Raw genomic sequence first — 25,053 nt, 5'->3', positions numbered from 1 at the left:
TCAACCCGTGGCAACCAAAACCCACGAAAGGCGTGGGCGCGTCAGCTCGGCGGGCGCGAAACGCACTGCGCGGAGTAGAGCTCCACGCCGAGCTTGTCCATCAGCTCCAGCTGCGTCTCGAGGTAATCGATGTGCTTTTCCTCATCGGCCACGATCTCTTCCAGCAGGTTGGCGCTCGTGGTGTCCTGCTTCTCGCGGCACATGATGATGCCGGGCTTCAGCCGGTCCATCACCTCGTACTCGATGGCCAGGTCGGCCTCGAACTGCTCGCGCAGCGTCTGGCCGATGCGCAGCGAGAAGAGACGCTGGTAGTTCGGCAGCCCATCGAGCAGCAGGATGCGATCGGTGATCGCCTCCGCGTGCCGCATCTCGTCGAAGGACTCGGCCCGGGTGTGCTCGGCAAGCTCGGTGAACCCCCAGTTGTCCTGCATCTTCGAGTGCAGGAAATATTGGTTGATCGCGGTGAGCTCGCCGGTCAACTGCTCGTTGAGCAGGCGCAAAACATCCGGATCCCCTTGCATGATCACTCCCCTACGGTGACGTGAAACGGTGGTCATTTCGTGGCTCCGGGCCGGGTGCGCTGGGCTGAACACACCGTGCCGGGCCGTACCCGCACTTTGCCACGACGCGTGGCGATCTTCCAGCAAGGTATGGCTGTGCTCAGTGTGTGTCGCTCGCGGCCCGGGTGCGGCACGTTGCTAGCGGGTAAGGTTAGACTGCGCTAACGAACTTAGGTTAGACTCAACTAATAACGGTCTGGGTTCGGTACTACTTCTTCAAATCCCGATAAACCCGGGATGCCGAGAGGGAGGACAAAGTGCGCTCGCTTGGCCACGCCGCCGACGAAGGGGATGTCGCCCGCATGCAGGGGATGCACTGATGTATGTGTGCCTGTGTGTCGGCGTCACCAACCACACGGTGTCCGAAGTGGTTGCGCGCGGTGCCTCCACCTCCAAAGAGGTCGCGGCCGCATGCGGTGCCGGTGGCGATTGCGGACGTTGTAAGAGGACACTGCGGGCCATCATCGCCGCGTCGGCGAATCTCGAGACCGCTCCGTCGCTTTAGCCCCGGGCTTTGTTGAAGTCCGCCAGGGCCGCCGCGTTGGCCTGTGCGCCCATCAATTCGGCGAAGTGAGCGTTTTCCCGCGCGGTGGCTGCCGCGATTTCCGGCCGCACCGGTTCCATCATCGTGTGCTTGACCGCCATCAAGCTTGAAATGGGGCGGCTGGCAAGGGTTTCCGCGTGCCGACGGGCTTCGGGCAACAGATCCTCGGGGTCGCAGACCCGCCAGACCAGGCCCATCCGCAGCGCCTCCTCAGCGTCGACCCATTCCGAGGACATCAACAGCCAGGCGGCATTCTGCCGGCCCACCAGCTGCGGCAGCAGGTACGACGAGGCCGCTTCCGGGGCCACCCCCAGGCTGGTGAACGGACACTTGAGGCGGGCCGTCGATGACATGAAGGCAAGATCGGCGTAGCCGAGGATCGTGGCGCCGATGCCCACGCCCACACCGTTGACCGCGCAGATGAGCGGCTTGGGGAACGCGCTGAGGGCGTCGATCAGCCCGACGAAACCGTGCTTGCCCGGGGCGAAATCCGGATCGGTGATGCGGGCCTGCATCTCGGCGAGGTCGGTACCGGCGCTGAAGCCGCGGCCCGCGCCGGTCAGCAGCACCACCGCGACCTCGGGGTCGTCGGCGGCGGCCAACAGCGCCTCGGCGGTCGCGTCGTACAGGGCTTCGTTGAATGCGTTCAGCGCCTCGGGCCGGTTCAGCGTGAGGGTGCGCACCCGGTTTTCGTCATCGATCTGCAGCGTCACCGCTGCAGCCTAACGACGTCAGCCGTTGCTGTAGACGCGGGTGGGCGCGATCAGCACGACGGCGCGCCGCTCCCGGGCCATCACGCGGTCGTATTCGTCCCAGTCGTCATGCGTGCCGCCCGCGGCGGTGAAGACGTCGCGGAGCAAGAGCCGCAGCTGGTCGTCCGTGGTCAGCCAGGGCTGCGTGTCCTCGGGGCCGGCCAGCTCGGCGCGGCCCTCGACCGTCGCCCACTGCCAGCCCTTGCGAAAGGTGACCGCCAGTTGCGGCCGTGCGCGCAGGTTGGCCAGCTTGACCTTGCCGTAGGTGGTGAACCCCAACACCTCCTGGCCGCTTTCCGGATGCGGCAACAGGCCGACGTTGACCAGCGAAGCCTGCACCGTTCCGTCGGCCCGAACGGTGGACACCACCGCCAGGCCGTTTTCCGCCGCGGCCAGGCCGACGGCATCACGCAGAGATGTCATGTGGGTTCCTCGATGAACGGTGTCTTGAATACGTAGCGGCTGGTGGGGACGGTGTCGATGTTCTCGTTGGCGCCGAACGCCGTGGTGCTGGCGACCATTCGGCCCAGTCGGTCCTGCAAGTCGTCGTCGTCGGCGGCACCGAAAAACGCCTTGAGATCGGTGATCGCCTCCTGCGGGAACAACTCCTCGACGATGCCCGCGATTCCCGGTCCGTCCGGGGTGAGGGCGCGCACCACCCAGTTCTGGGTGTAGCCGAAGGTCGACTGCGTCTCGATCGCCACCGAGGTGTGGTCTCGCTGCCACCGGGCCAGCCAGGTCTCCTGGTCCAGGCCGGCGGGCCGGCGCAGCAGCGCAATGTTGGCTAAACCCGCTGTGCGCGAACCGGATTCGGTTACCGGCGCTTTGAGCGGAACCGATTCGGTTACCAGGTAGGCGGCGAGCTGTTCGCATTCGGCCTCCAGCAGGGTCAGCGCTGCGGACATCTGCTCGCCGTAGCACTGCTGGGTCCACATGCTCACCACCGCCGCGACCGGCGGATCCAGCGTCGTGAGCGTCATCAGCGAGTGGCGCACGGCGTCGTCGCGGACGTTGACCGACAACCCCGGCAGGCCCAATTCCAACAAGGCGTCGGCGACGGGGCCGCGCTGGCGGGCGCACCACCCCTCGTCCGAATCGGCACGCATGAGGACGGCGATGACCTTTTCCATAGGCAGAACCTACCCGCGGCGGCCGCGCTATTTGATCAGCCGGACGGGATGTTCGTCGCTGATCAATCTGCCGATCATGTCGGCCAATTGCCGGTAGGACTCGTCACGACCGCTCGACGAGCGGTACACCAGCCCGATGCGCCGTCCCGGGCGCGGCGCGGCGAACTGCGCTAGGCCCAGGCGGCTTCTCGTCGCCTCGACCGGCACCGCGCTCTGCGGGATAAGCGTCACCCCCAGGCCGCCGGTCACGCACTGCACCGCGGTGGCCAGTGACGCCGCCCGCGTATTGGCCAGCTCCGGTCGAACGCCCGCCTTGTGGCACACGTCCAGCGCCTGATCGCGCAGGCAGTGTCCCTCGTCCAGCAGCAGCAGGGGCAGATCGGCCAGTGCCGTCGCCGGAACTCGCCGCTTTCCCGACAGCGGATGTCCGGGCGGGAGCGCGAGGACGAAATCCTCGTCGTAGATCGGGATCGCGGTGACACCGCCGCTGTCGGCGGGCAGGGCGATGAGGGCCGCATCGAGTGCGCCCTCGCGCAATACCGTCATCAGCCGTTCGGTCTGGTCTTCGGTCACCCGCAAGGTCATTCCGGGGAACTGCTCGGTCAGGCCGGCCAGCACGGTCGGCAGGACGTAGGGCGCGACCGTCGGGATCAGTCCCAGTCGCATGCCGCCCCGCAGCGGATCGGACGAACCCGCGGCGGCGGCGGTGAACGCGTCCACCGCCTCGATGACGGCCTGGGCGCGCGGCAACAGCTCCGCGCCCTCCGCCGTCAAGAGGACACGCCGCGTCGAGCGCTCGACCAGCTGGGTGCCGAGCCCGGTCTCCAGCGCCGCGAGCGCCTGCGACAACGTGGACTGGCTGACTCCGAGAGTGGTTGCGGCGCCGCTGAACTGGCGCTTTTCGGCGACGGCGGCGAACGCGCGGAGGCCGGCGATCGTCGGCTGATAAATCTTATCGGGCATGCCTATAAGTGTAGTGGGAAATATCACCTTTACTTCAGACCGGCCGAGCGGGCAGCATTGGCAGAGAAAGCTATTCTTGAGTGAATCCAAATTAGGAGAGCCATGCCTTTGCTGACCATCGGCGACCAGTTTCCCGCCTATGAGCTCACCGCGCTGATCGCGGGCGACTTGTCCAAGGTCGACGCCAAGCAGCCCGAGGACTACTTCACCACTGTCACCAACGAGGACCACGACGGGAAGTGGCGCGTTGTGTTCTTCTGGCCCAAGGACTTCACCTTCGTGTGCCCGACCGAGATCGCCGCGTTCGGCAAGCTCAACGACGAGTTCGCCGACCGCGACGCGCAGGTCCTGGGCGTCTCGATCGACAGCGAATTCGTGCACTTCAACTGGCGCGCGCAGCACGAGGACCTGAAGAAGCTGCCGTTTCCGATGCTCTCGGACATCAAGCGTGAGCTGAGCCTGGCCACCGGCGTTCTCAACGCCGACGGTGTGGCCGACCGGGCGACCTTCCTGGTGGACCCCAACAACGAGATCCAGTTCGTGTCGGTCACCGCCGGATCGGTGGGGCGCAACGTCGAGGAAGTGTTGCGGGTCCTCGATGCGTTGCAGTCCGACGAGCTGTGCGCCTGCAACTGGCGCAAGGGCGACCCGACGCTGAACGCCGCCGAGCTGCTCAAGGCCTCGGCTTAGTCACGTAGGGTCTGATCAGGGAGGCGAGATGAGCGTAGAAAACCTCAAGGAAGCGCTGCCCGAGTACGCCAAGGACCTCAAGCTCAACCTCGGCTCGATCACGCGCACGACCGAGCTCAACGAGGAGCAGCTGTGGGGCACCCTGCTGGCGAGCGCCGCGGCGACGCGAAACGCTCAGGTAATCAGCGAGATCGGTGCCGAGGCGGCCGACATCCTGTCCGCCGAGGCGTACAACGCGGCGCTGGGAGCCGCATCGATCATGGGCATGAACAACGTGTTCTACCGTGGCCGGGGCTTCCTCGACGGCAAGTACGACGACCTGCGTGCGGGATTGCGGATGAACATTATCGCCAATCCCGGCGTGGAGAAGGCGAACTTCGAGCTGTGGTCGTTCGCGGTGTCGTCGATCAACGGATGCCCGGACTGCGTGGCCTCCCACGAGCACACGCTGCGCGAGGCGGGAGTCGCCCGGGAGACCATCCAGGAGGCGCTGAAGGCCGCGGCCATCATTTCCGGCGTGGCACAAGCGATTGTCGCCGCCCAGACGCTGGCCACCGTCGGCTGACGCAGTGACGGCACCGGCCTGGGTAGAACACGCGATCTGGTGGCAGGTCTATCCGCTGGGGTTCGTCGGCGCCTTTCCTTCGTCGGAGCCGCCGCGGCCGGAAGAACACCGGCTGCGGCGGCTCGTCGACTGGTTCGACCACGCCATCGCGCTGGGCGCGTCCGGCGTTGCGCTGGGCCCGATCTTCGCCTCGCGCACCCACGGTTACGACACCACCGACCACTACCGCATCGATCCGCGGCTCGGGGACGACGATGATTTCGACCATCTCGTCGCCGAGGCCCGTGGCCGCGGCCTGCGCATCCTGCTCGACGGCGTGTTCAATCACGTCGGCCTGGACTTCCCCCGCTACCAGCAGGCGCCGAACGATGAGGCGGCCGCGCGCTGGTTTCGGGGGCGTCCGGGACGATTCCACACGTTCGAGGGCCACTCGGAACTGATCACGCTCAACCACGACAACCCCGAAGTGGTCGACTACACCGCGGACGTGATGGCGCACTGGCTGGAACGCGGCGCCGACGGCTGGCGACTCGACGCGGCTTACACGGTGCCGGAACGGTTTTGGGCGTCAACGCTGCCACGGGTGCGCGAGCGCTTTCCCGACGCCTGGTTCGTGGGTGAGCTCATCCACGGCGACTACGCCGCCGTCGTACGGGCCGCCACCTTCGACTCGGCCACCCAATACGAGCTGTGGAAGGCCATCTGGAGCGCTCTCAACGACGGCAACTTCTTCGAGCTGGACTGGGCGCTGCAGCGGCATGGTGAGTTCCTGGCCGGCTTCGTCCCGCTCACTTTCATCGGCAACCACGACGTCACCCGCATCGCCAGCCGGCTCGACCGCCCCGAGCACGTGGCCCATGCGCTGGTGACCATGCTCACCGTCGGCGGGGTCCCCAGCATCTACGCGGGCGACGAACTCGGATTCCGCGGCGTCAAGGAGGAACGCTACGGCGGGGACGACGCGGTGCGTCCCGAGTTCGCCTCTCCCCCAGTGCAATTGGATGCGTTTGGTGCCGAGATGTGGGCGTTGCACCAGTTCCTGGTCGGGTTGCGCCGTCGTCACCCGTGGCTGCACCGGGCGTCGACCACCGCGCTACGGCTGGAAAACCGGCATTACCTCTACGAGACCCGCAGTGGCGACGACGCGCTGCTGGTCGCGCTCAACATCGACGACGCGCCGATGCGGGTGGCGCTGTCGGAACTGGGCACGTCCCACAAGCGGGTCATCGGCGGGTCGTCGGCTCCGCCGGAAGAGGTGGTGGACGCGCTGGTCGTAGAACCGCACGGCTGGCGAATCTTAGGCCCCGCCTAGGCGTTCCACAGTCAGCTGGTCCTGCCTGCCGCCGTAGTACTTGTCGAGGACCGCGAGGAAATCCTCGTTGTCGTCCGCGGCGCGGGCGAACAGCGTCATCGACGAGCGCAGCTTCAGGTCATCGGGCGAGCCGAAGATGTCGGCGACCGATCGGTCCCGCACCTCGTTGACCAGCCGAGTGCACTCACGCAACCGCGGCCCGAGCAGCTCATGGCCCAGGTAGGCGCGCGCCTCCTCGAGCGAGGAGATGCCGTAGCGCACCGCGGTCGGGCTTCCGCCCAATCCGCGTAACTGCGGGAAGACGAACCACATCCAGTGACTGCGTTTACGACCGGAGCGCAGCTCTTCGACCACGTTGCGGTACACCGGGGCCTGCGCGTCGACGAAGCGCTCGAGGTCGAACGGGTCACTCGCCGATTCCATGTGACTACGGTTGCACACTGTGGAATCCAAAAGACGGAAGGCCGTCAAACGACGAGTGCCCACGGTTCGCGACCTCGCGCCGCTGATCCAGTTCAAGCGACCGCAGTTCGACGCGACCAAGCGCCGCCTCGACGCCGCGCACACCATCGAAGATCTGCGACGCATCGCCAAACGCCGCACGCCCAAGGCGGCGTTCGATTACACGGACGGCGCCGCCGAAGACGAGCTTTCCATCCAGCGCGCCCGGCAAGCGTTCCGCGACATCGAGTTTCACCCGACAATCCTGCGGGACGTCAGCAACGTCACCGCCGGCTGGAATGTGCTGGGCCAGCCGGTGGTCTTGCCATTCGGCATCGCGCCCACCGGCTTCACCCGACTGATGCACACCGAGGGCGAGATCGCGGGCGCGGCGGCGGCGGCCAAGGCGGGCATTCCCTTCTCGCTGTCCACCCTGGGCACCTGCGCGATCGAGGACCTGGTGACCGCTGTTCCCCAGGGCAGGAAGTGGTTTCAGCTGTACATGTGGCGCGACCGGGAACGCTCGATGGCACTGGTCCAGCGCGCCGCGGATGCCGGCTTCGACACCCTGCTGGCCACCGTCGACGTCCCGGTCTCGGGCGCCCGGCTGCGCGACAACCGCAACGGGATGACGATCCCGCCGACGCTGACACTGCGCACCGTCCTGGACGCGGTACCGCACCCGAAATGGTGGTTCGACCTGTTGACCACCGAGCCGCTGGCGTTCGCGTCGCTGGATCGCTGGCCGGGGACCGTCGCCGAGTATCTGAGCACCATGTTCGACCCCAGCCTCACCTTCGATGACCTGGAGTGGATCAAGGCCCAGTGGCCCGGCAAGTTGGTGGTCAAGGGCATCCAGACGCTCGACGACGCGCGCGCGGTCGTCGAGCGCGGCGTCGACGGCATCGTGTTGTCGAATCACGGTGGGCGTCAACTGGATCGGGCCCCGGTGCCGTTCCACCTGTTGCCCTCGGTCTCGCGCGAAGTCGGCAAGCACACCGAGATCCTGCTGGACACCGGCATCATGTCGGGTGCCGACATCGTGGCGGCGATCGCACTGGGCGCGCGGTGCACGCTCGTCGGACGCGCCTACCTGTACGGGCTGATGGCCGGCGGGGAGCCCGGCGTCGCCCGCGCTATCGACATCCTCGCCGAGGGCGTGATCCGCACCATGCGCCTGTTGGGTGTCACCTGTCTCGAGGAGCTCTCCCCCAAACACGTCACCCAACTGCAACGCCTGGGGCCCATCCAGCCGCCCGCGTGACCGCGTTACTGCAGGCGGGCGACGCGTTCCGTGCGGTTGCGCACCAGGTCGTTGAATGCCTCGCCGGGCCCGACGTGTTCGAAGAGCTGCGGCGGATAGTGAGTGACATACATCGTGCGGCGGCCCCCGGTGGCGGTCGGCCGGGGTGAGGCGTGCATCAGGTCCTGGACATGGACGGTCACGTCGCCGGGGGCGGTGTCGATGCTGACCACCGGTACCCCTTGGAGCCGATGTTCCCAGCGGTAGTGAATCGCCTGGCCGTGGCTGCCCGGCACCACCTGAAGGTTGCCGGTCGAGGCGTCCGAGCCGGTCAGCTGGATGCCGACGCTCACCGCGGGGCACATGAGGGCGTGTCCACCCATGCCGCAGTCCTGATGCCAGGGGATGTTGGACAGCCCACTGGTGTTTCCGGGCACCTTGAGCAGCACCGCGCTGCCTTCCATCCGGTCGGGTGCGGGCCGCAGCGCGGGATCGATGAGGGTGCCCAGCCTGCGAATCCTCGGGTCGTTTTCCAAGGCGGCGAGGACGGGTGAGCGCAGCGTCGCGTAGACCAACCGGCACAGCGCGCTGCCGCCGTCCTCGTCGGTGACCCACCACGAACGGTCGTCCCCCGGCCGGGCCTCGGCCGCGAGGCGGTCGACTTCGCGGTTGGCGGCCCGCATCTCGTCGGTGGCGAAGACACCCCTGACGTGCAGGTAGCCCATGGTTTGCAGCTGTGCGGTCAACTCGGCGTCGTTCTCGTCCAGCGTGAACGTGGCGAGCGGGTCACGCCCCGCCAAGTCGGCGCGGGCCGGATCGTAGGGCGGCACCCCGGCATGCAGGTACCGCAGGACCGGGTCCCAGTCGGCCAGCTGGTCGAAGCCACCCCGCTCAAAGGACAATTCGTCGCTGAGCAGGAGGTTGATCGCCGTGCGGATTTGGCCAACCATGTCGTCCCAGGCCCGTCGGGACAGCCGGACGACGGCGTCTCCGGTGCGCTGCCCCTCGCCGACGCGGATCGTCGAGCCCTCGACGGCATAGGTGACCGCCTCGTCGCCGACGAGGAAGGTGATGGCGCCCGCTGAGGCGAGGTCTCTGGCCGCGGATTCGAGGACATCCGGGTCGAGGGCGGTCGGGGCGGTGCGCGTCAGCGGCACGAGCCGATTATCCAAGACCGCCAACGTGATAGCCACCACATTCCGCCGGCTGACCCGCGGCGGAGCGTCCGGGGGGAACAAACCGACGCCCGCCTGGGTTGAGCGCATCAGACTCAGTTTTTGGAGGATTGATGGCTGAAGCCAAATCGATGCCGGTGCTGTTTGTCACCGACACCATCGTGTTGCCCGGAATGGTCGTTCCCGTCGCGCTCGACGAGGCCGCGCGGGCGGCGATCGACGCTGCTCAGGCGAGTGAATCCGGGCAGCTGCTGATCGCGCCCCGGCTGGACGACCGGTACCCGTCGCACGGTGTGATCGCCAAGATTTTGCAGGTCGGACGCATCGCAGGCGGCGGCACAGCGGCCGTCGTGCGCGGTGAGCGCCGGGCGCAGATCGGGGCGGGAGCGTCCGGGCCCGGTGCTGCGCTGTGGGTCGAGGTGACCGAGGTTCCCGACGTCGAGCCGACCGACGAAGTCAAGGCGCTGACGGCCGAATACAAGAAGCTGCTGCTGGCCATGCTGCAACGGCGCGAGGCCTGGGAGATCGTCGACTATGTCAACAGGCTGACCGACCCGTCGGCGCTGGCGGACACCTCCGGCTACGCCTCCTACCTCTCCAGCGAGCAGAAGCGGCAACTGGTCGAGACCGAGGATGTCGCCGAGCGGCTGCGGGTGCTGATCGACTGGACCAGCGACCACCTCGCCGAGGTCGAGGTCAACGACAAGATCGCCGAGGACGTGCGCGAGGGCATGGAGAAGACGCAGAAGGAGTTCCTGCTGCGCCAACAGCTGGCCGCCATCCGCAAGGAATTGGGTGAGGGCGAGCCCGACGGCTCCGATGATTACCGCGCCCGCGTCGAGGCCGCCGAGCTGCCCGAAAAGGTGCGCGAGGCCGCGCTGCGCGAGGTCGGCAAGCTGGAACGGTCCAGCGACCAAAGCCCGGAAAGCGGCTGGATCCGCACCTGGCTGGACACCGTGCTCGACCTGCCCTGGAACTCACACACCGACGACTCGACCGACCTGAAGGCCGCGCGCGGGGTGTTGGACGCCGACCACCACGGGCTGGACGACGTCAAGGACCGCATCGTCGAATACCTGGCCGTGCGGGCCCGCCGCGCCCAACGGGGGCTGCAGGTCGTCGGCGGCCGCGGCTCCGGCGCGGTGATGGTGCTGGCCGGTCCCCCCGGCGTCGGCAAGACGTCGCTGGGTGAGAGCGTCGCCCGGGCGCTGGGCCGCAAGTTCGTGCGCGTCGCCCTGGGCGGTGTGCGCGACGAGGCCGAGATCCGCGGGCACCGGCGGACCTACGTAGGCGCGCTGCCGGGCCGGATCGTGCGGGCCATCGGTGAGGCCGGCTCGATGAACCCCGTTGTGCTGCTGGACGAGATCGACAAAGTCGGTTCCGACTACCGGGGCGACCCGAGCGCGGCGCTGCTCGAGGTGCTCGACCCGGCGCAGAACCACACGTTCCGCGACCACTACCTCGACCTGGACCTGGATCTGTCCGACGTGGTGTTCCTGGCCACCGCGAACGTGATCGAGAACATCCCCTCGGCCCTGCTGGACCGGATGGAGCTGGTGCAGATCGACGGCTACACCGAGGACGACAAGGTCGCCATCGCGCGGGATTACCTGCTGCCCCGGCAGCGGGACCGGGCGGCGCTGACCGCGGACGAGGTCACGCTGACCGACGCCGCTCTGCGCAAGATCGCCGCCGACTACACCCGGGAGCCCGGCGTGCGCCAGTTCGAGCGGCTGCTGGCCAAGGCGCTGCGCAAGGTGACCACCAAGCTGGCGGAGACCCCCGATCCGATCACCATCGACGAGCCGGATCTGGTCGAATACCTCGGCCGTCCGCGGTTCACTCCGGAATCGGCCGAACGCACGGCGGTGCCCGGAGTGGCCACCGGTCTGGCCGTCACCGGCCTCGGCGGTGACGTGCTCTACATCGAAGCCGGCGCGACGGACGGTGAGGCGGGTTTGCAGCTCACCGGTCAGCTGGGTGACGTGATGAAGGAGTCGGCGCAGATCGCGCTGTCCTACGTGCGCTCCCACGCTGCCGAGTTGGGTGTCGACCCCAAGGCCCTCGACCGGCGGATCCACGTGCACGTGCCCGCGGGTGCCGTGCCCAAGGACGGCCCGTCGGCCGGAGTCACCATGGTGACCGCGCTGGTCTCGATGGCCACCGGACGTCAGGTGCGCTCCGATGTCGGCATGACCGGTGAGGTCACGCTGAACGGGCGGGTGTTGCCGATCGGCGGTGTGAAGCAAAAGCTGCTGGCGGCCCAGCGGGCCGGCCTGGCGACGGTCTTCATCCCGGCGCGCAACGAGCCGGACCTGGACGACGTGCCCGCCGAGGTGCTCGACGCGCTGACGGTCAAACCGATGACCGATGTCGCCGAGATCGTCGCGCAGGCACTCGAGCCGGTGGCCGAGACCGTTACGGTCGCTGCTTGACCTGAGCTTGGCCGGGACGCGTAGCAAATTGGCTCGCGTCCCGGCCAAGCACGTTGGGCCGCCTGTCCTCCGCCCTGACCTGGCCTGATGCCGGCGCTTTGGGAGAAAAGGTTTTCAGCCTCCGTGCCTCGGGTATCAGGGGGTTGGAGGTTCGACTGCCCGATGAGGGCGGTGGGGTGAGCGAATCACCAAGTCAATTGGTTCAGCTGCTGTTCAGGCAGCCAACTGCTCGACAAGGGGGTTCACTTATGAATCTGAGCAAAATCACAGCCGGCGCTCTCATGGCCGGAAGTATCACGTCCGCGGCGCTCGGCATCGGCGCCGGTATCGCACAAGCCGGTCCGGACGGTCCGAATGTGCCAAATCCGAACATTCCGGGTCCGAATGTGCCAGGAGGCGACCGGGACGTACCGGGTCCGGGTCAACACGTGCCGGGACAGCCGATTTGTAACCCGGGCGCGCCGGGCGTCAACTGCAACCAGCCGGGCAGCCCGCTTCCTCCGGGACAGAACGGGTTCCCGCCGCCGGGGCACTACAACGACCCGGTTCGCTACGGGCTCCCGGCCACGTGGGTTCCGCCAGTGGGTGACCCCGACGGCACGCAGCTTCCCGTCGTGTTCAACCCGCAGCTGGGTCAGTGGGGCGTCAACACGTCGACTGGTTTCCAGGTGTTCACGCCCGCAGGCGGGACCTCTGGTTCAGGCCAGGTCAGCGGCGGGGTCAACCCCGGGACCTAAAACGGCGTAACGAGGCAGCCGCCCCTTCGGGGGCGGCTGTTTTCGTTGCACTGTGACATGGCGCCGAGGTCGGCGTTGAATGGGAGCCGTGACTCTCAAACGCCAAGTCGTCCACCGCGTGCAGCGCCTGCTGGTCAACCCGGTGGGCCGGCAGATGCCCGGGATCATCCTGGAAACCACCGGCCGCAAGAGCGGTAAGCCGCGGCGCACCGCCGTCGGCGGACGCTTGGTCGACAACCAATTCTGGATGGTCTCCGAACACGGCGAGCACTCCGACTACGTCCACAACATCAAGGCCAATCCCGCCGTGCGGGTGCGCATCGGCGGTCGATGGCGCAGCGGCACCGCTCATCTGCTGCCAGACGACGATCCGCTGCAGCGGCTCGGCGATCTCCCGCGGCTCAACAGCGCGGTGGTGCGCCTGATGGGCAGCGACCTGCTGACCATCCGGGTGGATCTGGACTGACGCGCCGCGCATGGCTTACGACGAGGACCTGGCCAACGAGATCCGCGAATTCGTCGCCTCCGAGCGCGGCATCGAAGAGAAACGCATGTTCGGCGGGCTCGCGTTCCTGGTGAACGGCAACATGTCCGTGGCCGTCAGCGGCCAGGGTGGTCTGCTGGTCCGGGTGCCGGCGGATGAGCTCGACAACGTGCTGCGGCGCGCTCACGTCGGCCCAATGGTGATGGCGGGCCGCGACGTTCGCGGCTGGGTACGGGTGGAGCCCGCGGGGTTGCGGACCAAACGACAGCTCGAGGGCTGGGTGGCCCGCGGCGTCGGCTACGCGCGCAGCCTGCCGCCCAAGTGACCGGCGCGGTTTGCTAGCACTCGGCGCGGGTACGTGACCAGGTGTGTCCGAACGCCAGCAACTGGTGCGACGGCTGCTCGACGTCGCCGGGACGACCTACGCCGCCGAGGCGCGAATCAAGCTCGCCGACAAGCCGATGCCGCTGTTTCAGCTGCTGGTCATCTGCATGCTGGCCAGCAAGCCGATCGATGCCGCCATCGCCATGGGCGCCGGGCGCGAACTTTTCAAGGCGGGGCTGCGCACGCCGAAGGCGGTGCTTGACTGCGATCGGCGGACCATGATCGACGCCTTCGGCCGCGCCCACTACGTGCGCTACGACGAAAGTTCGGCCACCCGGCTCACCGACATGGCCGAACGCGTGCGCGACGAGTATTCCGGCGATCTGCGGGAACTCGCCGACCGCAGTGAACGCGACGTCGCCGCCGCGAAACGGTTACTCAAGGGGTTCAACGGAATCGGCGATACCGGAGCCGACATATACCTGCGCGAGGTGCAGGACGTGTGGACCTGGGTGCGGCCGTATTTCGACGCCCGCGCCACCGCCGCGGCCAAAAAGTTGGGTCTGCCCACCCAGCCCGAGAAGCTGGGAGCCCTTGCGCCGCAAGGCAATGCGCGACTTGCGGCCGCACTCATCAGGACATCGCTGGACGACGAATTGCGCCGGCAGGTGAGCGCTTGACCGTGCGGATCGGTACCTCCGGGTGGTCCTACAACCATTGGGCCGACGTGCTGTACCCGCCTGGCCTGCCCACCGGGCGCAGGCTGGCCCGCTACATCGAGGTGTTCGACACCGTCGAACTGAACGCGAGTTTCTACCGCTGGCCGAAGGATTCGACCTTCGCGGGATGGCGTCAACAGTTGCCGGACGGCTTCAGGATGTCGGTCAAGGCGCATCGAGGACTGACGCACTACCGCCGTCTGGCGTCCGCCGGGCCGTGGATCGAGCGCTTCGAGCGCTGTTGGGAACTGTTGGGTGATCGCGCCGGGGTGCTGCTGGTTCAATTGCATCCCGAGCTGCAGCGTGACGACGCGCGCCTGGATGCCTTCCTGGGTAGCGTGCCGGCGTCGATCCGGGTGGCCGTCGAGCTGCGACATCCGTCCTGGAATGACGAGGCCGTCTTCGACCTGCTGGCCCGCCGTCGCGCCGCCTACGTAGTCATGAGCGGCGCCGGGCTGGCGTGCCTGCCGCGGGCGACCACCGATCTGGTGTACATCCGGATGCACGGTCCCGATCAGGACGAGATCTATGCCGGCAGCTACTCGACCGATGAGTTGCGGCGGTGGGCGGACCGGATCGCCGCGTGGCAGGACGACGGCAAGGACGTATGGATGTATTTCAACAACGACCTGGGCGGCCACGCGGTGCGCAATGCGCTGACCTTGCAAGACCTCTTGCGGTAAGCCGGCGCGCGTAGGCTGGGCATGTCGACTGCAGGACGGAGTCACAATCATGGCCAGCCCTACAACATTCGTCATCATCGGCGGTGGACTTGCTGGAGCAAAAGCGGTGGAAGCGTTGCGCGACAGTGGCTTTGACGGACAAATCACCTTATTTGCAGATGAGAAGCGTCTGCCCTACGAGCGACCCCCGCTTTCCAAGGAGTATCTGGCCGGCAAGAAGTCGCTGACCGATTTCACCGTGCAGAACTCCGACTGGTATCGCGACCACAATGTCGACTTGAGACTAGGTTCGCGGGTGTCGGCCGTGAACGCGGGCGACCATGCCGTCGCGCTTCCCGACGGCACCACGATGCGATACGACAAGCTGCTGCTGGCGACGGGATCGGCGTCCCGGCGACCGCCGATACCCGGATCCGATGCCGACGCTGTCCACTATCTGCGCACCTACGACGATGCTGTGTCACTGGATTCGGTTCTTACCGAAGGGTCTTCGCTGGCGGTGGTGGGGGCCGGCTGGATCGGCCTGGAGGTGGCCGCCGCCGCCCGCCAGCGTGGCGCCGATGTGACCGTCGTCGAGACGGCGAAGCAACCGCTGGTGGCCGCGCTCGGCGAAACGGTGGGCGAGGTGTTCGCCCGGCTTCATCGCGATCACGGGGTGAAGTTACGGCTCGAGGCGCAGGTCGAGGAGATCACCACGACCGGCGGCAAAGCCACCGGACTGAAGATGCGTGACGGGTCGACGGTGTCCGCTGATGCCGTGTTGGTGGCCGTCGGGGCCAAGCCGAACGTCGAACTCGCCGAACAAGCCGGGCTCGCCATGGGAGACGGGGGCGTGCTGGTCGATGCGTCACTGCGCACCAGCGATCCGGACATCTACGCGGTCGGCGACATCGCCGCCGCAGCGCACCCCCTGTTCGGCGGCCGGATCCGCACGGAGCACTGGGCCAATGCGCTCAAGCAGCCCGTGGTGGCGGCGGCCGGGATGCTCGGCAGCCCAGGGGAATACGCTGAGCTGCCCTATTTCTTCACCGATCAGTACGACCTCGGGATGGAGTATGTGGGGCACGCGCCCGGCTTCGAGCGCGTGGTGTTCCGGGGCGACGTTCCCGGACGCGAATTCGTCGCGTTTTGGCTCGACGGCGACAACCGGGTACTGGCCGGGATGAACGTCAACATCTGGGATGTGCTCGACGACGTCAAAGCGCTGATCAGGTCCCGGACATCCGTCGACCCCGACAGGCTGGCCGATGTCGAGGTCCCGCTGGCCGAGCTATTGGGCTGACGGTTCGACGGGCACCCATGTCCCGTCGATCACGTCGGGCGGGCGCTGCACCTGTAGCCTTTCCCGTTCGGCGCGGCGGCGTTTGATCCGGAGGCGGGCGTCGCCCGGCATGGTGACCAGCTCGTCACACGTCAGGTAGTACACGTCCTCGACGACGTCGATCAGGTCCGCCGCGACTCGACGGGATCCCAATTCCCGCAACGTCATCCGGAGTTGATGGGTGAATCGCAGAGTGGTGTCGTGGGCCAGCTCGCGGGAGTCGCGAGCGCTGGTGGTCAGCCGCTGGGCCAGCGTCGGCGGCGGCACTTCGGTCGAAGCCGCGTCGGCCACCGCGACTTCTCCGGCCGCGCGCAGCAACATCACCGGATCGTCGGCATACGTCTGGCTGGCCAGCTCGGCCTCCCCCGGCCCACGGTGTGCGACGCGGGCGACGGCCGCATCGACCGCGGCGGCGGTGCTGGGAGACAGCGCGCGGATGCTGGCGAGGTTGCCTTCCCGGGCGAGCGCACACAGCGGCGGGTCGGCCCGCAGGACCGCGGCGAGCTCGGCGGTCTCGGTCGCGACCACGGTGCTGTCCATGATCATGTCCACTCCGGGTACGCTGCGCGCCGCCTTGCTGCGTTCCAGCGCCGCCGCCGTGACGCCGGAATCGATCAGCCACAACGCAGTGAGGATCCAGCCTTGGTGAATGCGGTCCCGCAGCAAGCGAATCCGTACTTCCAGGCCGGCGTCGGGCAGCGATCCCAACTGTGCGGCGTCGAGGTGTTCGGTTTCGGCCGCCGCGCCGTAGGCACGCGTATCGGACTTGAGGTGGCGCAACAGGGCCAGCGATCGTCCCGCGACGACGGCTTTGGCGACATAGCCGAGGGCGCCGCCCGCCAGCGCGGGCTCACCGAACGGTAGGGGGTCTCCGACGTGCGGCCTGCCGACGAGGGCGTTGCGGGCGACGGCATCCTGATCCCAGCCGGGCAGCTGCGCGGCCGCGACCATGTTGACCGAAACCCCGACATAGGCCCGATGACCGAACACGGCGATGGCCCTGTTCCCCCACTCCTCGCCCACCACGCCGCCCAGCGCCAGCACGTGACTGAGCGCCCGGTTCGCGGTGCGCAATCCGCTCAGCTGGACATCCAAGGTGATCGGGGTGAGCGGCCCCGGCAGCGGCTCGCCGAGGTTGCCCGCACTGAAAATTGGGAAGCGCGGATCGACCCGGTCGTCGAATTCGCCCTCGACACCCTCGGGCGCCGCGCTGTGCTCCTCGCCGGAGGGGGCGGGGCGTGGGGCGACCTCGACCGGGAGCGCCAGTTGGCGCCCGTGGTCGGTGGCACCCGCGGCGGTGATCTGACGGCCGACGAGGCCGCGCGCGGTGTCGGCCACTGCCTCGAGCGCCTGCCAGCCGAACTCGAATGCCCAATCCTCCTGTACCGCAGCAATATCCATGTCCGGGATGAGCTGCGGCCAGCTGCGCACCCGATTCAACCGGGACCGCGGGTCGGCGGATCGCAGCATCCGCCACGCCGTGATCACGTTGACGGTGCCCGGGGAGGCGAGGTCCACCACACCGGAGCGGTCGGTGTTGAGCGCCGAGACCAGGAAGCGCACAAGATCGTCGACGTGCAGCACCCGCATCGGCTCCGCCGAAACCTTGGTGCGCAGCAGCGTGGCCACGGTGCGGCACACCATCCAGTCGAGCTGCCGGCCCACCGGCGGGGCGATCCGGACGACCAGGCTGGGCCCCCAACTGGTGGACACCAGTTCCTCGGCCGGCTTGTACAGTTCCGGCCGCCCCGCGGCCTGGGACACGAACAGCAGCCGTGCGCCGGCGCGGGCGGCCACATCGGTCACGTGCGCGAGGCCCTCGATATCGGCGCTGCCGGGCGCGGTGGTGTCGATGGGGGCCAGGTGGATCACCGCGTCGGCTTCCTCGGTGAGCTCTTGCAGGGCCCGGTTGCGCAGCGACGCGCAAACAAGGTCGACGTTGCGGTCCAGGCAGGGATGCGGCCGCTCAGCAATGCCGCTGACCGTGTGCCCGGCAGCGATCAACTGCCGTGCAACCAGCCGCCCAAGTGCGCCGGTGGCGTCGGTAACCAGGATCTGCACCTGGGTCTCACCTCCCCGACCTCAAACTAAACAATAGGCAAGACGGCACGACCTACGCGACCGTTACGGGGCAAACGGCGCCATGAGCTGGCGGGAATGTTATCGCCGGGTTATTGCAGCGTGGCGCTGCCGTCCGGGGCGACGGCAACCTTGGCGCCCCCGATGTCTTCACGCACGGTTACCTGCGCCGCCGCGCTGTCGGTGATCACAGCGAGGGTCCGCGACCCATCGGGCGTGCGCACGGCCAAGAACGCCTTTTCCGGTCGCCCCTCGCGATCGAACGGCGTCGTCCACGCTTCCACCGTCCCGACGCCCTCCCATTCCACCAAGGCGTCCCGGGTGGGCTCTCGGTCGACGACCGGTTGCACGTCCTCCCAACGGAACTCATCGGGCGGCTCGGTGCTGTACACGCCGAAGCTGTGCTTGGTCAGGAAGCCGCCGTTGGCGGTGATCAGGCCGCGCCGCCCGGGATTAGCCGCCAGCAACTCCGCCATAGTGGCGATCGAGTGCATCACGTAGTTGCTCCAGGGGCCGCCTGCGAACGTCAGACCGCCGGTGACGGTGAGCGGGCGGGCGGGATCGTCGACCGGCAGGCCCAGTTCTGCCGCCGCCACCTGAACGGCCGAGGGAAAGCAGGAATACAGGTCGACGTAGTCGACTTCGTCGATGCCCATGCCCGCCAGCTCCAGCGCCCGGCCACCGGCGAGCCGGATGGCCGGAGACCGGTGCAGCTCGTCCCGCTCGGCGATGGCGGAGGTGTCATGCGCGTCGGTGCCGGCATGCGGAAAGATCCAGCGGTCGGCCGGGATCTGCAGGCGTCTCGCCTGCTCCACCGAGGTCAAGACGAGCGCGGCGCCCTGATCGACCATGTTGTTGGAGTTCATCAGCTTGGTGTACGGCCAGCTGATCATCCTGTTCTGCGGGCCGGGCTCGCAGATCTCTTCGGCGCTCACCGGTTTGCGGATCCACGCGTGCGGATTGTCGACCGCAACGGCGTTGAAGCGGGCCCACAGCTCGCCGATGCGCTTGCGGTGGTGTTCAACCGATTCGCCGTTCGCAATCCGCAGGGCCTGCTCGAACAGCGGGTAGACGAACGCTGGCCGGTCCAGCCGAATCCTGATTTCCGCGTCGCCGGCCATCGGGACGTCGGCGCCGCTGACCTCGGCCATCGGGACGGAGTCGTCCTGAACGGTCCACTCGAGCTTGCCGCCCTTGGCCCGCAGGCCCCGACGGGTGCGCCAGGTCTCGGCACCGGCCAGCAGCACCACCTGGGCGCTGCCCCGCTGGATGTCCAAGCAGGCCTGGTTGACCAGCGACTGCGGCACGTTGCCACCGACGGGGCTGTACAACGTGGTGAAGTCCGTCGCGCCGATCCGCTGGCCGAGCAGCAGCCCGGGGTCCCGGTAGTGCGCCGACAGGATGTTCACCACGCGGATGGAATCCACGGCCTCGATCACGGCCGAATCGGCGGCTTGCCGGGCGGCGGTCGCCATCAGGTCCACCGGCTCGACGGACCGCTTCTCCGGATCGATCTCGTCGCGGTGGTTGACCTGGCCGTAGCCGATCAACACCGGCGTCCTGGGGTGCACGGTCATGACAGTGAATTTAGCGTGGCTATCGATCCGGGTGGTCGCGCGGGCCGGATTCCCCGCGCGTCAGGGCGGCCCGAACAGCGCGCCGTCGGCGACGAGCCGGTCGATCTCCGGGTCGCCCATGCCCAGTACCTTCCGGCAGATCTCGACGGTGTCCTGGCCTGGCAGTGGCGCCGGGCGCTGCGGGGCCGGCGGGATGTGCTGGAACGGCGCGGGGCCCGTCTCGGCCGGCAGCGGACGCTCGATGAGGGGGTGCAGCATCTCGGCATAGAGTTTTCGCTCGACCAGCTGGGGGTCCTCCAAGATGTCCGGCGGCCGGTTCATCGGCCCGGCCGCAACGCCGGAGGATTGCAGCAGCTGGGCGGCCCGTACCGGTGTGCGGGTGCGGGTCCACGCCGACACCAATTCAACCAGCTCTCGCCGATTGGCCAGCCGCGCCTCACCGGTCGCGAAGCGCGGATCGTCCGCCCATTCCGGGTGATGGAAAACACCTGCGGCGCAACGCCATTCGTCATCGGATTCGATCGATATGACGCACCACTCGTCGTCGCCCGCGCACGGACAGACGGCGTGCAGGCTGGTGGTCTCGGAGATTCTCGGGACGCCCGCGGCCAGGGCGGCCTGGGTGACGTACAAGGTGTCGAGTTGGTTGATCACGGCTTCGGCTTGCGAGATGTGCACGTGCGACCCGCCGCCCGTCCGGTGGCGGTGGATCAGCGCGGCCAGCGCCGCGATCGCGGTGATCCGCCCGACGACGTGGTCGGGGAAGATGGTCGTCGCATCGTAAAAGGCATGCCGCCCAGTGTGGTTCCGATTCTCCGGTTCGTCGGCCGTCCACAACCGCGTGACACCGGTCGCGGCGCGGACCAGCGGCCCGTAGCCCATGCGGGTGCTCCATGGGCCTTGGTCGCCGTAGGCGCTGCTCTCGGCAAGCACGATCCGCGGGTTGACGGCACGCAGATCGTGGTAGGAAAAGCCAAGCGCGGTAAGCGTTCCCGGCTTGAAGTTGGCGAAGACGGTGTCGGACTCCGCGACGAGCCGAGTGAAGATCCCCTTGCCCGCGGGGCTGCGCAGATCCAGACCCATCGCCAGGTTGTTGCGATGCGTCCAGGCGAACGACTCGCTCATGGCGTCTCCGGCACGGGCCTGCCGCAACCCGTCCGGGTATTCGGCGCTTTCGATTTTGATGACCTCGGCGCCGAGGTCGCCGAAGAGCCGGCTCAACTCGCCGCCGGCGACGATGATGCCCAGATCCAAGATGCGAAGTCCCGCAAACGGATAGTCGCCGACGCGGCCCGAGGGCGATTGCACGACCGCCGGGTTCCCCCGCCAGCCCGGTCCGTCCCGCCCCGCGGCCGGGGCCGGGCTGCGGAAACCCGCGTGCAGTCCATCGACGACGAAGTAACCGGTGGGCACGCGGGTGCGCACCCCCGGGACCAACTCGACGTCGGTGACCGCGCCCACCGCCTGAAAGTGCTCGGAATCCATCACCCACGACGGCGTCAGCACGGCGGCGATCGGCACGCCATGAGCCTGCCCCGCGGCAACCAGATCCTTCATGGTCTGTTCGGCGAACAGCGCCTGGACCAACTCGCTGATCTGCGGCCACGCGGCGAAGCGCGCCCCGATCACGTCGTATTTCGGGTCCTGGAAGTCGGCCGGCTCGCCCAGCCAGCGCCGCAGGCCTCGCCATTGGCGCGGCGCCATCACGCACAGCCGGACGTAACCGTCCTTGCAGGGGTAAATCGGGTACGCGTCCTGGTTCTTCGGGCGCCCCCGCCACTGCCCGGTGCGGCGGATGCCGGCCGCGACCTGCCCATGCGCGCCGAACGCCGGATCGAGCGACATGACCACAGCATCGAAACGCGAGAAGTCGATGTATTCGCCGGTGCCACAACGCAATCGGTTGTAATACGCGACGAGGGTTGCCCAGGCCGCCTGGGCGGCGGCGGTGGCCGACGCGATACCGTCCGGCGGCAACACCGGGGTGCCGGTGGTGGGACCCGAGCGTGACAGCGAGCCGGACATCGCGTACAACACCGGATCGGTGGCCCGCCACAGCGACCGCGGCCCCGTGGCGCCGAAGTCGGTGATCGAGAGCACGACCAGATGCGGGTGCTGGGCGGCCAGCTCCTCCACCGACGTCCCGAAGGTCGGGGCCTCCCCATAGAAGCCGTCGTCGACGACGATGTCGGCCTGGGCGGCCAGGTCGAGGAACACGCCGCAGTCGTCCTCGTCGAACGGGTCCAGCACCACGCTGCGCTTGTTGGCGTTGTGCACGGCAAACGGGATGCTCGCGCCGGCCAGCATCGGCGGCGAATCACGCGCCGGGCTTCCGGTAGGGGGTTCGACCTTGAGCACGTCGGCGCCCAAGTCGGCGAACAGGCGCGTCACCGCGTCGCCGTTACCGCTCGACAAGTCGAGGACGCGCACGGCGTCAAGCAGCCCGTCGGACATCAGCACACCGTACCCGCCGGTGCGGTGGCCGGCCCGGCGGACGGTCCCCCCACCAGCCAAAAAGCCAACTGGGCAAGCTGATTGGGAGGGCGGACTCGCGGTCGGCTATCGTCACAGGCCGATCGGCGAAGCCACGGGCGAACGATCCGACGGAGGCATCTGATATGAGCGCGCACTTGACCTACATCGAGGCGGTGGTGGTCGGCGCGTTCCAGGGCGTCACCGAGCTGTTCCCGGTTTCCAGCCTCGGGCATGCGGTGCTGGTGCCCGCGGTGGTCGGCGGCCGGTGGGCCGAAGACCTGAGCGTCTCGGCCCCCCAATCGCCCTACCTGGCGTTCATCGTCGGCCTGCATGTGGCCACGGCCGCCGCGCTGCTGGTGTTCTTCTGGCGGGACTGGCTGCGCATCGTGGCCGGATTTGTGTCGTCATTGCGGCATCGCCGGATCAACACCCCCGACGAGCGGCTCGCCTGGCTCATCGTGGGGGCCACGATTCCGGTCGGCCTGGCGGGGCTGGTCCTGGAAAAAACGTTCCGCACCACACTCGGCAGGCCCGTCCCGGCGGCGATTTTCCTGCTGCTCAACGGCATCGCGCTGTACGCGGGCGAGGTGCTGCGCCGGCGGGTAGCGCCCGCGGCCGACCACGAGCGGCCGGTGGGTGAACAACCCCTGCACACCGGGGAGGCCGTCGACAACCGCCTGGCCCAACTCCCCTTGCGCCGTGGCATCCTGATCGGCGCCGCGCAGATCCTGGCGCTGCTGCCCGGCATCAGCCGTTCGGGCATCACCATGGTGGCCGGCCTGTGGCGCGGCCTGTCCCACGAGGACGCCGCCCGGTTCTCCTTTTTGTTGGCGACGCCGATCATCCTGGCCGCCGGCTTGTACAAGATCCCGGAGTTGTTCGGGCCCCAAGCGAGCGGGATAGGGGGCCAGGTGCTGGCCGGTAGCGTCGCCTCCTTCGTGTGCGCCTACCTCGCCGTGCGGTTCCTGACGCAGTACTTCCAAACCCGCACCCTCACGCCGTTCGCCATCTACTGCGCCCTGGCCGGCGGCGCCAGCCTGGTGTGGCTCGCCGTCAGCTGACGCGCAACGGCTTACACGATTTCTTCTGCCATCTCTTCACCGACTCGGTCACCAAACGGCAACTGCTGCGTATCGATTCGTGCAACGGCTAGGTGCGCAGCAGTGACGTAGCTCACGATCTACGGAGCAACGCGCGGCGCCGTACCACCGGGGGGATGCCTGAATGTTCTGTCGCCTTTGCCGGGCGGCCGGCGCCGCGATCGGGGCCGGCATGCTGGTGCTGTCGGCGTTCACCGCACCCAGAGCGACCGCCGCCGCTCCGATGAGCCCGAATCTGTTGGTCAACCCGGGCGCCGAGCTCGGGGACCCCTCACTGTCGGGATACAGCGGAGTATCGATCCCCGGCTGGACCGTGACCGGCACGCCGACGGTGATCAAATACAACACCCTGGTCCGGCTGCCCTCGCCCCTCGGGTCGCCGGGGCCGACCATGCCGAAGTTCCTGGCGTTTCCGTCCGCCCAGCACGGCCCACCCGACGGCGGTGCGCAGTACTTCGGCGGCGGAAACGTGGCGACGTCCACAATCTCACAAATCGTCGATCTCAGCGGCGCGGCGGCGGCCATCAACAACGGCAACGTGCCCTTCACGCTGAGTGGTTGGCTCGGCGGCAACCGGCTGGAACTGTCCGAGGCGTCGGTCACCGCTGACTTCTTGGGGCCCGGCCAATCACCTTTGGGCACAGCCAAAATCGGGCCGGTCTCGATACTGCAGCGCGGCTTCCAGACCGAACTGGTCGAACGCGACACCACGGGAACCATTCCCGCGGGCACAACCCGCGCGCGGGTGACCGTGACCTTCAAGGACACCCACTGGGCGGGCGGCGCCTACAACCACTCGTATGCCGACAACATTTCCTTCACGGTCGGCGTCCCTTTGCCCGCCCCGCCGCTACCCGCGCCGCCGAACTCCACCGTCGGCCCCCTCGATCACGTGTTCCTGGTCTACATGGAGAACCACGGCGTCAAAGACGTTGTCGGCAGCCCGAATGCGCCCTACATCAACAGCCTCATCAACACCTACGGATACGGGTCCAACTACTACGCCCTGACCCACCCGAGCAACCCGAACTATTTCCCCGTCCTCGGTGGGTCCGACTTCGGCGCGAACTACGACTGCGCGATGAACTGTTTCGACGCACCGAACCTGGCCGACACGCTCGAGGCGGCGAACAAGACGTGGGCCGGCTACGAACAGTCCATGCCCACCCCGTGTGCCACCGCGTCGAGTGGGGGCTACTCCCCCGGTGAGCTCCCGTTCCTCGCCTTCCACGACATCGTGTCCAACGCCGCCCGGTGCCAGGCGCATGTGTTGCCGCTGCCACGGATGGCTACGGATCTCGCGTCGGCCAACACCACCCCGAACTTCGTGTGGTTCGCCGCGGACGAGGACCACAACATGGAAGGCCCCGTCAACGTACGCTTCATCGGCAGCGAACTGACGTTCCACCAATACAACATCAAGGCCGGCGACCAGTTCCTGCAGCAGGTGCTGCCGACGATCGTGAATTCGCCCGCGTTCCAGACCCAACGCAGCGCGATCTTCATCACCTGGGACGAGGACTACAACAACCTGTCGTTGACGATCGGCAACGAGGGCAACCACGTGCCCATGATCGTCATCCCATCGCCGAACTCCGGTATGCGCCAGGGTCATTTCGTCGCGGCCACCCATAACGACCACTACAGCCTGCTGCGCACCATCGAAGACGCCCTGCACCTTCCCCGCCTCACCAACAACGACAAATTCGCGCAGCCGATGAATGAATACTGGCCATAGACCGGC

24 protein-coding genes are annotated in these 25,053 nt (G+C 67.7%); 14 read left to right on the top strand and 10 right to left on the bottom strand.

Going from position 1 to position 25,053, the window contains the following annotated elements:
* Positions 1 to 41 precede the first annotated feature (41 nt).
* Positions 42 to 521: a bacterioferritin gene (gene bfr / locus A5697_RS10160; protein WP_055405255.1), complete on the bottom strand. Its 480-nt coding sequence runs from the start codon at positions 519 to 521 to the stop codon at positions 42 to 44.
* A 358-nt stretch (positions 522 to 879) separates the two neighbouring features.
* Here bfr and A5697_RS27095 point away from each other — a divergent pair, with 358 nt between their 5' ends.
* A complete protein-coding gene (locus A5697_RS27095) occupies positions 880 to 1,065 on the top strand; it encodes a bacterioferritin-associated ferredoxin (RefSeq protein ID WP_066954279.1) in 186 nt (61 codons plus the stop codon).
* Here A5697_RS27095 and A5697_RS10155 read toward each other — a convergent pair.
* The 4 genes from A5697_RS10155 to A5697_RS10140 are packed head-to-tail and all read right to left on the bottom strand — an operon-like array spanning position 1,062 to position 3,949.
* Entirely contained in the window at positions 1,062 to 1,817 is a 756-nt protein-coding gene (locus A5697_RS10155) for an enoyl-CoA hydratase/isomerase family protein (protein WP_068010187.1), read from the bottom strand. The two genes, A5697_RS27095 and A5697_RS10155, sit on opposite strands and share 4 nt — an antisense overlap.
* 18 nt (positions 1,818 to 1,835) lie before the next feature.
* Complete coding sequence (locus A5697_RS10150; RefSeq protein ID WP_067950490.1) at positions 1,836 to 2,279, bottom strand: TIGR03618 family F420-dependent PPOX class oxidoreductase; 444 nt, start codon at positions 2,277 to 2,279, stop codon at positions 1,836 to 1,838.
* Complete coding sequence (locus tag A5697_RS10145) at positions 2,276 to 2,986, bottom strand: EthD domain-containing protein (RefSeq protein WP_067950488.1); 711 nt, start codon at positions 2,984 to 2,986, stop codon at positions 2,276 to 2,278. Before A5697_RS10145 ends, A5697_RS10150 begins: the two co-directional genes overlap by 4 nt.
* A 27-nt stretch (positions 2,987 to 3,013) precedes the next feature.
* Positions 3,014 to 3,949, bottom strand: a complete 936-nt coding sequence (locus A5697_RS10140) for a hydrogen peroxide-inducible genes activator (RefSeq protein WP_067950486.1) — start codon at positions 3,947 to 3,949, stop codon at positions 3,014 to 3,016.
* A 102-nt stretch (positions 3,950 to 4,051) separates the two neighbouring features.
* Between A5697_RS10140 and A5697_RS10135 the strand changes: the two genes are divergently transcribed.
* Genes A5697_RS10135 through A5697_RS10125 form a run of 3 tightly spaced genes read left to right on the top strand, consistent with a single transcriptional unit; the run spans position 4,052 to position 6,516 of the window.
* Entirely contained in the window at positions 4,052 to 4,639 is a 588-nt protein-coding gene (locus tag A5697_RS10135; RefSeq protein ID WP_067950484.1) for a peroxiredoxin, read from the top strand.
* 28 nt (positions 4,640 to 4,667) lie between these two features.
* Positions 4,668 to 5,204 carry an alkyl hydroperoxide reductase gene (locus A5697_RS10130; protein WP_068010186.1) on the top strand — a complete coding sequence of 179 codons (537 nt, stop codon included), beginning with the start codon at positions 4,668 to 4,670 and terminating at the stop codon, positions 5,202 to 5,204.
* Positions 5,205 to 5,208: 4 nt separating this feature from the next.
* Positions 5,209 to 6,516: an alpha-amylase family glycosyl hydrolase gene (locus A5697_RS10125; protein WP_068010181.1), complete on the top strand. Its 1,308-nt coding sequence runs from the start codon at positions 5,209 to 5,211 to the stop codon at positions 6,514 to 6,516.
* On the opposite strand, the gene A5697_RS10120 is transcribed toward A5697_RS10125, so the two are convergent.
* Complete coding sequence (locus tag A5697_RS10120; RefSeq protein ID WP_068010179.1) at positions 6,502 to 6,939, bottom strand: DUF1810 domain-containing protein; 438 nt, start codon at positions 6,937 to 6,939, stop codon at positions 6,502 to 6,504. The two genes, A5697_RS10125 and A5697_RS10120, sit on opposite strands and share 15 nt — an antisense overlap.
* 19 nt (positions 6,940 to 6,958) lie before the next feature.
* Here A5697_RS10120 and A5697_RS10115 point away from each other — a divergent pair, with 19 nt between their 5' ends.
* The gene (locus A5697_RS10115) at positions 6,959 to 8,221 is read left to right on the top strand and encodes an alpha-hydroxy acid oxidase (protein WP_068010177.1); all 1,263 of its coding nucleotides are present in this window, start codon (positions 6,959 to 6,961) and stop codon (positions 8,219 to 8,221) included.
* Positions 8,222 to 8,226: 5 nt separating this feature from the next.
* Here the strand turns inward: A5697_RS10115 and A5697_RS10110 are convergent, their stop codons facing one another.
* Positions 8,227 to 9,465 carry a phytanoyl-CoA dioxygenase family protein gene (locus A5697_RS10110; protein ID WP_068010176.1) on the bottom strand — a complete coding sequence of 413 codons (1,239 nt, stop codon included), beginning with the start codon at positions 9,463 to 9,465 and terminating at the stop codon, positions 8,227 to 8,229.
* Between the two features lie 23 nt (positions 9,466 to 9,488).
* Here A5697_RS10110 and lon point away from each other — a divergent pair, with 23 nt between their 5' ends.
* The 7 genes from lon (at position 9,489) to A5697_RS10075 (ending at position 16,039) form a co-directional block, all read left to right on the top strand.
* On the top strand, positions 9,489 to 11,810 hold the full coding sequence (gene lon / locus A5697_RS10105; RefSeq protein WP_068010171.1) for an endopeptidase La: 2,322 nt from the start codon (positions 9,489 to 9,491) through the stop codon (positions 11,808 to 11,810).
* A 281-nt stretch (positions 11,811 to 12,091) separates the two neighbouring features.
* On the top strand, positions 12,092 to 12,547 hold the full coding sequence (locus tag A5697_RS28345) for a hypothetical protein (RefSeq protein ID WP_231972033.1): 456 nt from the start codon (positions 12,092 to 12,094) through the stop codon (positions 12,545 to 12,547).
* Between the two features lie 79 nt (positions 12,548 to 12,626).
* Entirely contained in the window at positions 12,627 to 13,013 is a 387-nt protein-coding gene (locus tag A5697_RS10095) for a nitroreductase family deazaflavin-dependent oxidoreductase (protein ID WP_067950469.1), read from the top strand.
* A gap of 10 nt (positions 13,014 to 13,023) precedes the next feature.
* Positions 13,024 to 13,356, top strand: a complete 333-nt coding sequence (locus A5697_RS10090; RefSeq protein WP_068010170.1) for a TfoX/Sxy family protein — start codon at positions 13,024 to 13,026, stop codon at positions 13,354 to 13,356.
* Between the two features lie 43 nt (positions 13,357 to 13,399).
* A complete protein-coding gene (locus tag A5697_RS10085; RefSeq protein WP_068010167.1) occupies positions 13,400 to 14,035 on the top strand; it encodes an endonuclease in 636 nt (211 codons plus the stop codon).
* Positions 14,032 to 14,757: a DUF72 domain-containing protein gene (locus A5697_RS10080; RefSeq protein WP_067950463.1), complete on the top strand. Its 726-nt coding sequence runs from the start codon at positions 14,032 to 14,034 to the stop codon at positions 14,755 to 14,757. The genes A5697_RS10085 and A5697_RS10080 overlap by 4 nt, the downstream gene beginning before the upstream one ends.
* Before the next feature lie 49 nt (positions 14,758 to 14,806).
* Positions 14,807 to 16,039: an NAD(P)/FAD-dependent oxidoreductase gene (locus A5697_RS10075; protein WP_068010165.1), complete on the top strand. Its 1,233-nt coding sequence runs from the start codon at positions 14,807 to 14,809 to the stop codon at positions 16,037 to 16,039.
* On the opposite strand, the gene A5697_RS10070 is transcribed toward A5697_RS10075, so the two are convergent.
* The 3 genes from A5697_RS10070 to A5697_RS10060 form a co-directional block, all read right to left on the bottom strand.
* A complete protein-coding gene (locus tag A5697_RS10070) occupies positions 16,028 to 18,139 on the bottom strand; it encodes an NAD-dependent epimerase/dehydratase family protein (RefSeq protein ID WP_068010163.1) in 2,112 nt (703 codons plus the stop codon). The genes A5697_RS10075 and A5697_RS10070 overlap by 12 nt on opposite strands.
* Positions 18,140 to 18,249: 110 nt before the next feature.
* Positions 18,250 to 19,734, bottom strand: a complete 1,485-nt coding sequence (locus A5697_RS10065) for an acetyl-CoA acetyltransferase (protein WP_068010161.1) — start codon at positions 19,732 to 19,734, stop codon at positions 18,250 to 18,252.
* A gap of 60 nt (positions 19,735 to 19,794) precedes the next feature.
* Entirely contained in the window at positions 19,795 to 22,194 is a 2,400-nt protein-coding gene (locus tag A5697_RS10060; protein WP_068010159.1) for a CoA transferase, read from the bottom strand.
* A 158-nt stretch (positions 22,195 to 22,352) separates the two neighbouring features.
* Here A5697_RS10060 and A5697_RS10055 point away from each other — a divergent pair, with 158 nt between their 5' ends.
* Positions 22,353 to 23,270: an undecaprenyl-diphosphate phosphatase gene (locus tag A5697_RS10055; protein ID WP_067950454.1), complete on the top strand. Its 918-nt coding sequence runs from the start codon at positions 22,353 to 22,355 to the stop codon at positions 23,268 to 23,270.
* Between the two features lie 163 nt (positions 23,271 to 23,433).
* Complete coding sequence (locus A5697_RS10050) at positions 23,434 to 25,047, top strand: alkaline phosphatase family protein (protein WP_067950452.1); 1,614 nt, start codon at positions 23,434 to 23,436, stop codon at positions 25,045 to 25,047.
* The last annotated feature ends 6 nt before the right edge of the window (positions 25,048 to 25,053 follow it).

Origin of the sequence: Mycobacterium sp. E3251 (assembly GCF_001666835.1) — a bacterium.
In the GTDB taxonomy this organism is placed as follows: domain Bacteria; phylum Actinomycetota; class Actinomycetes; order Mycobacteriales; family Mycobacteriaceae; genus Mycobacterium.
The sequence above is the reverse complement of the archived record's forward strand: the minus strand, read 5'-3'. Positions and strand labels throughout refer to the sequence as shown.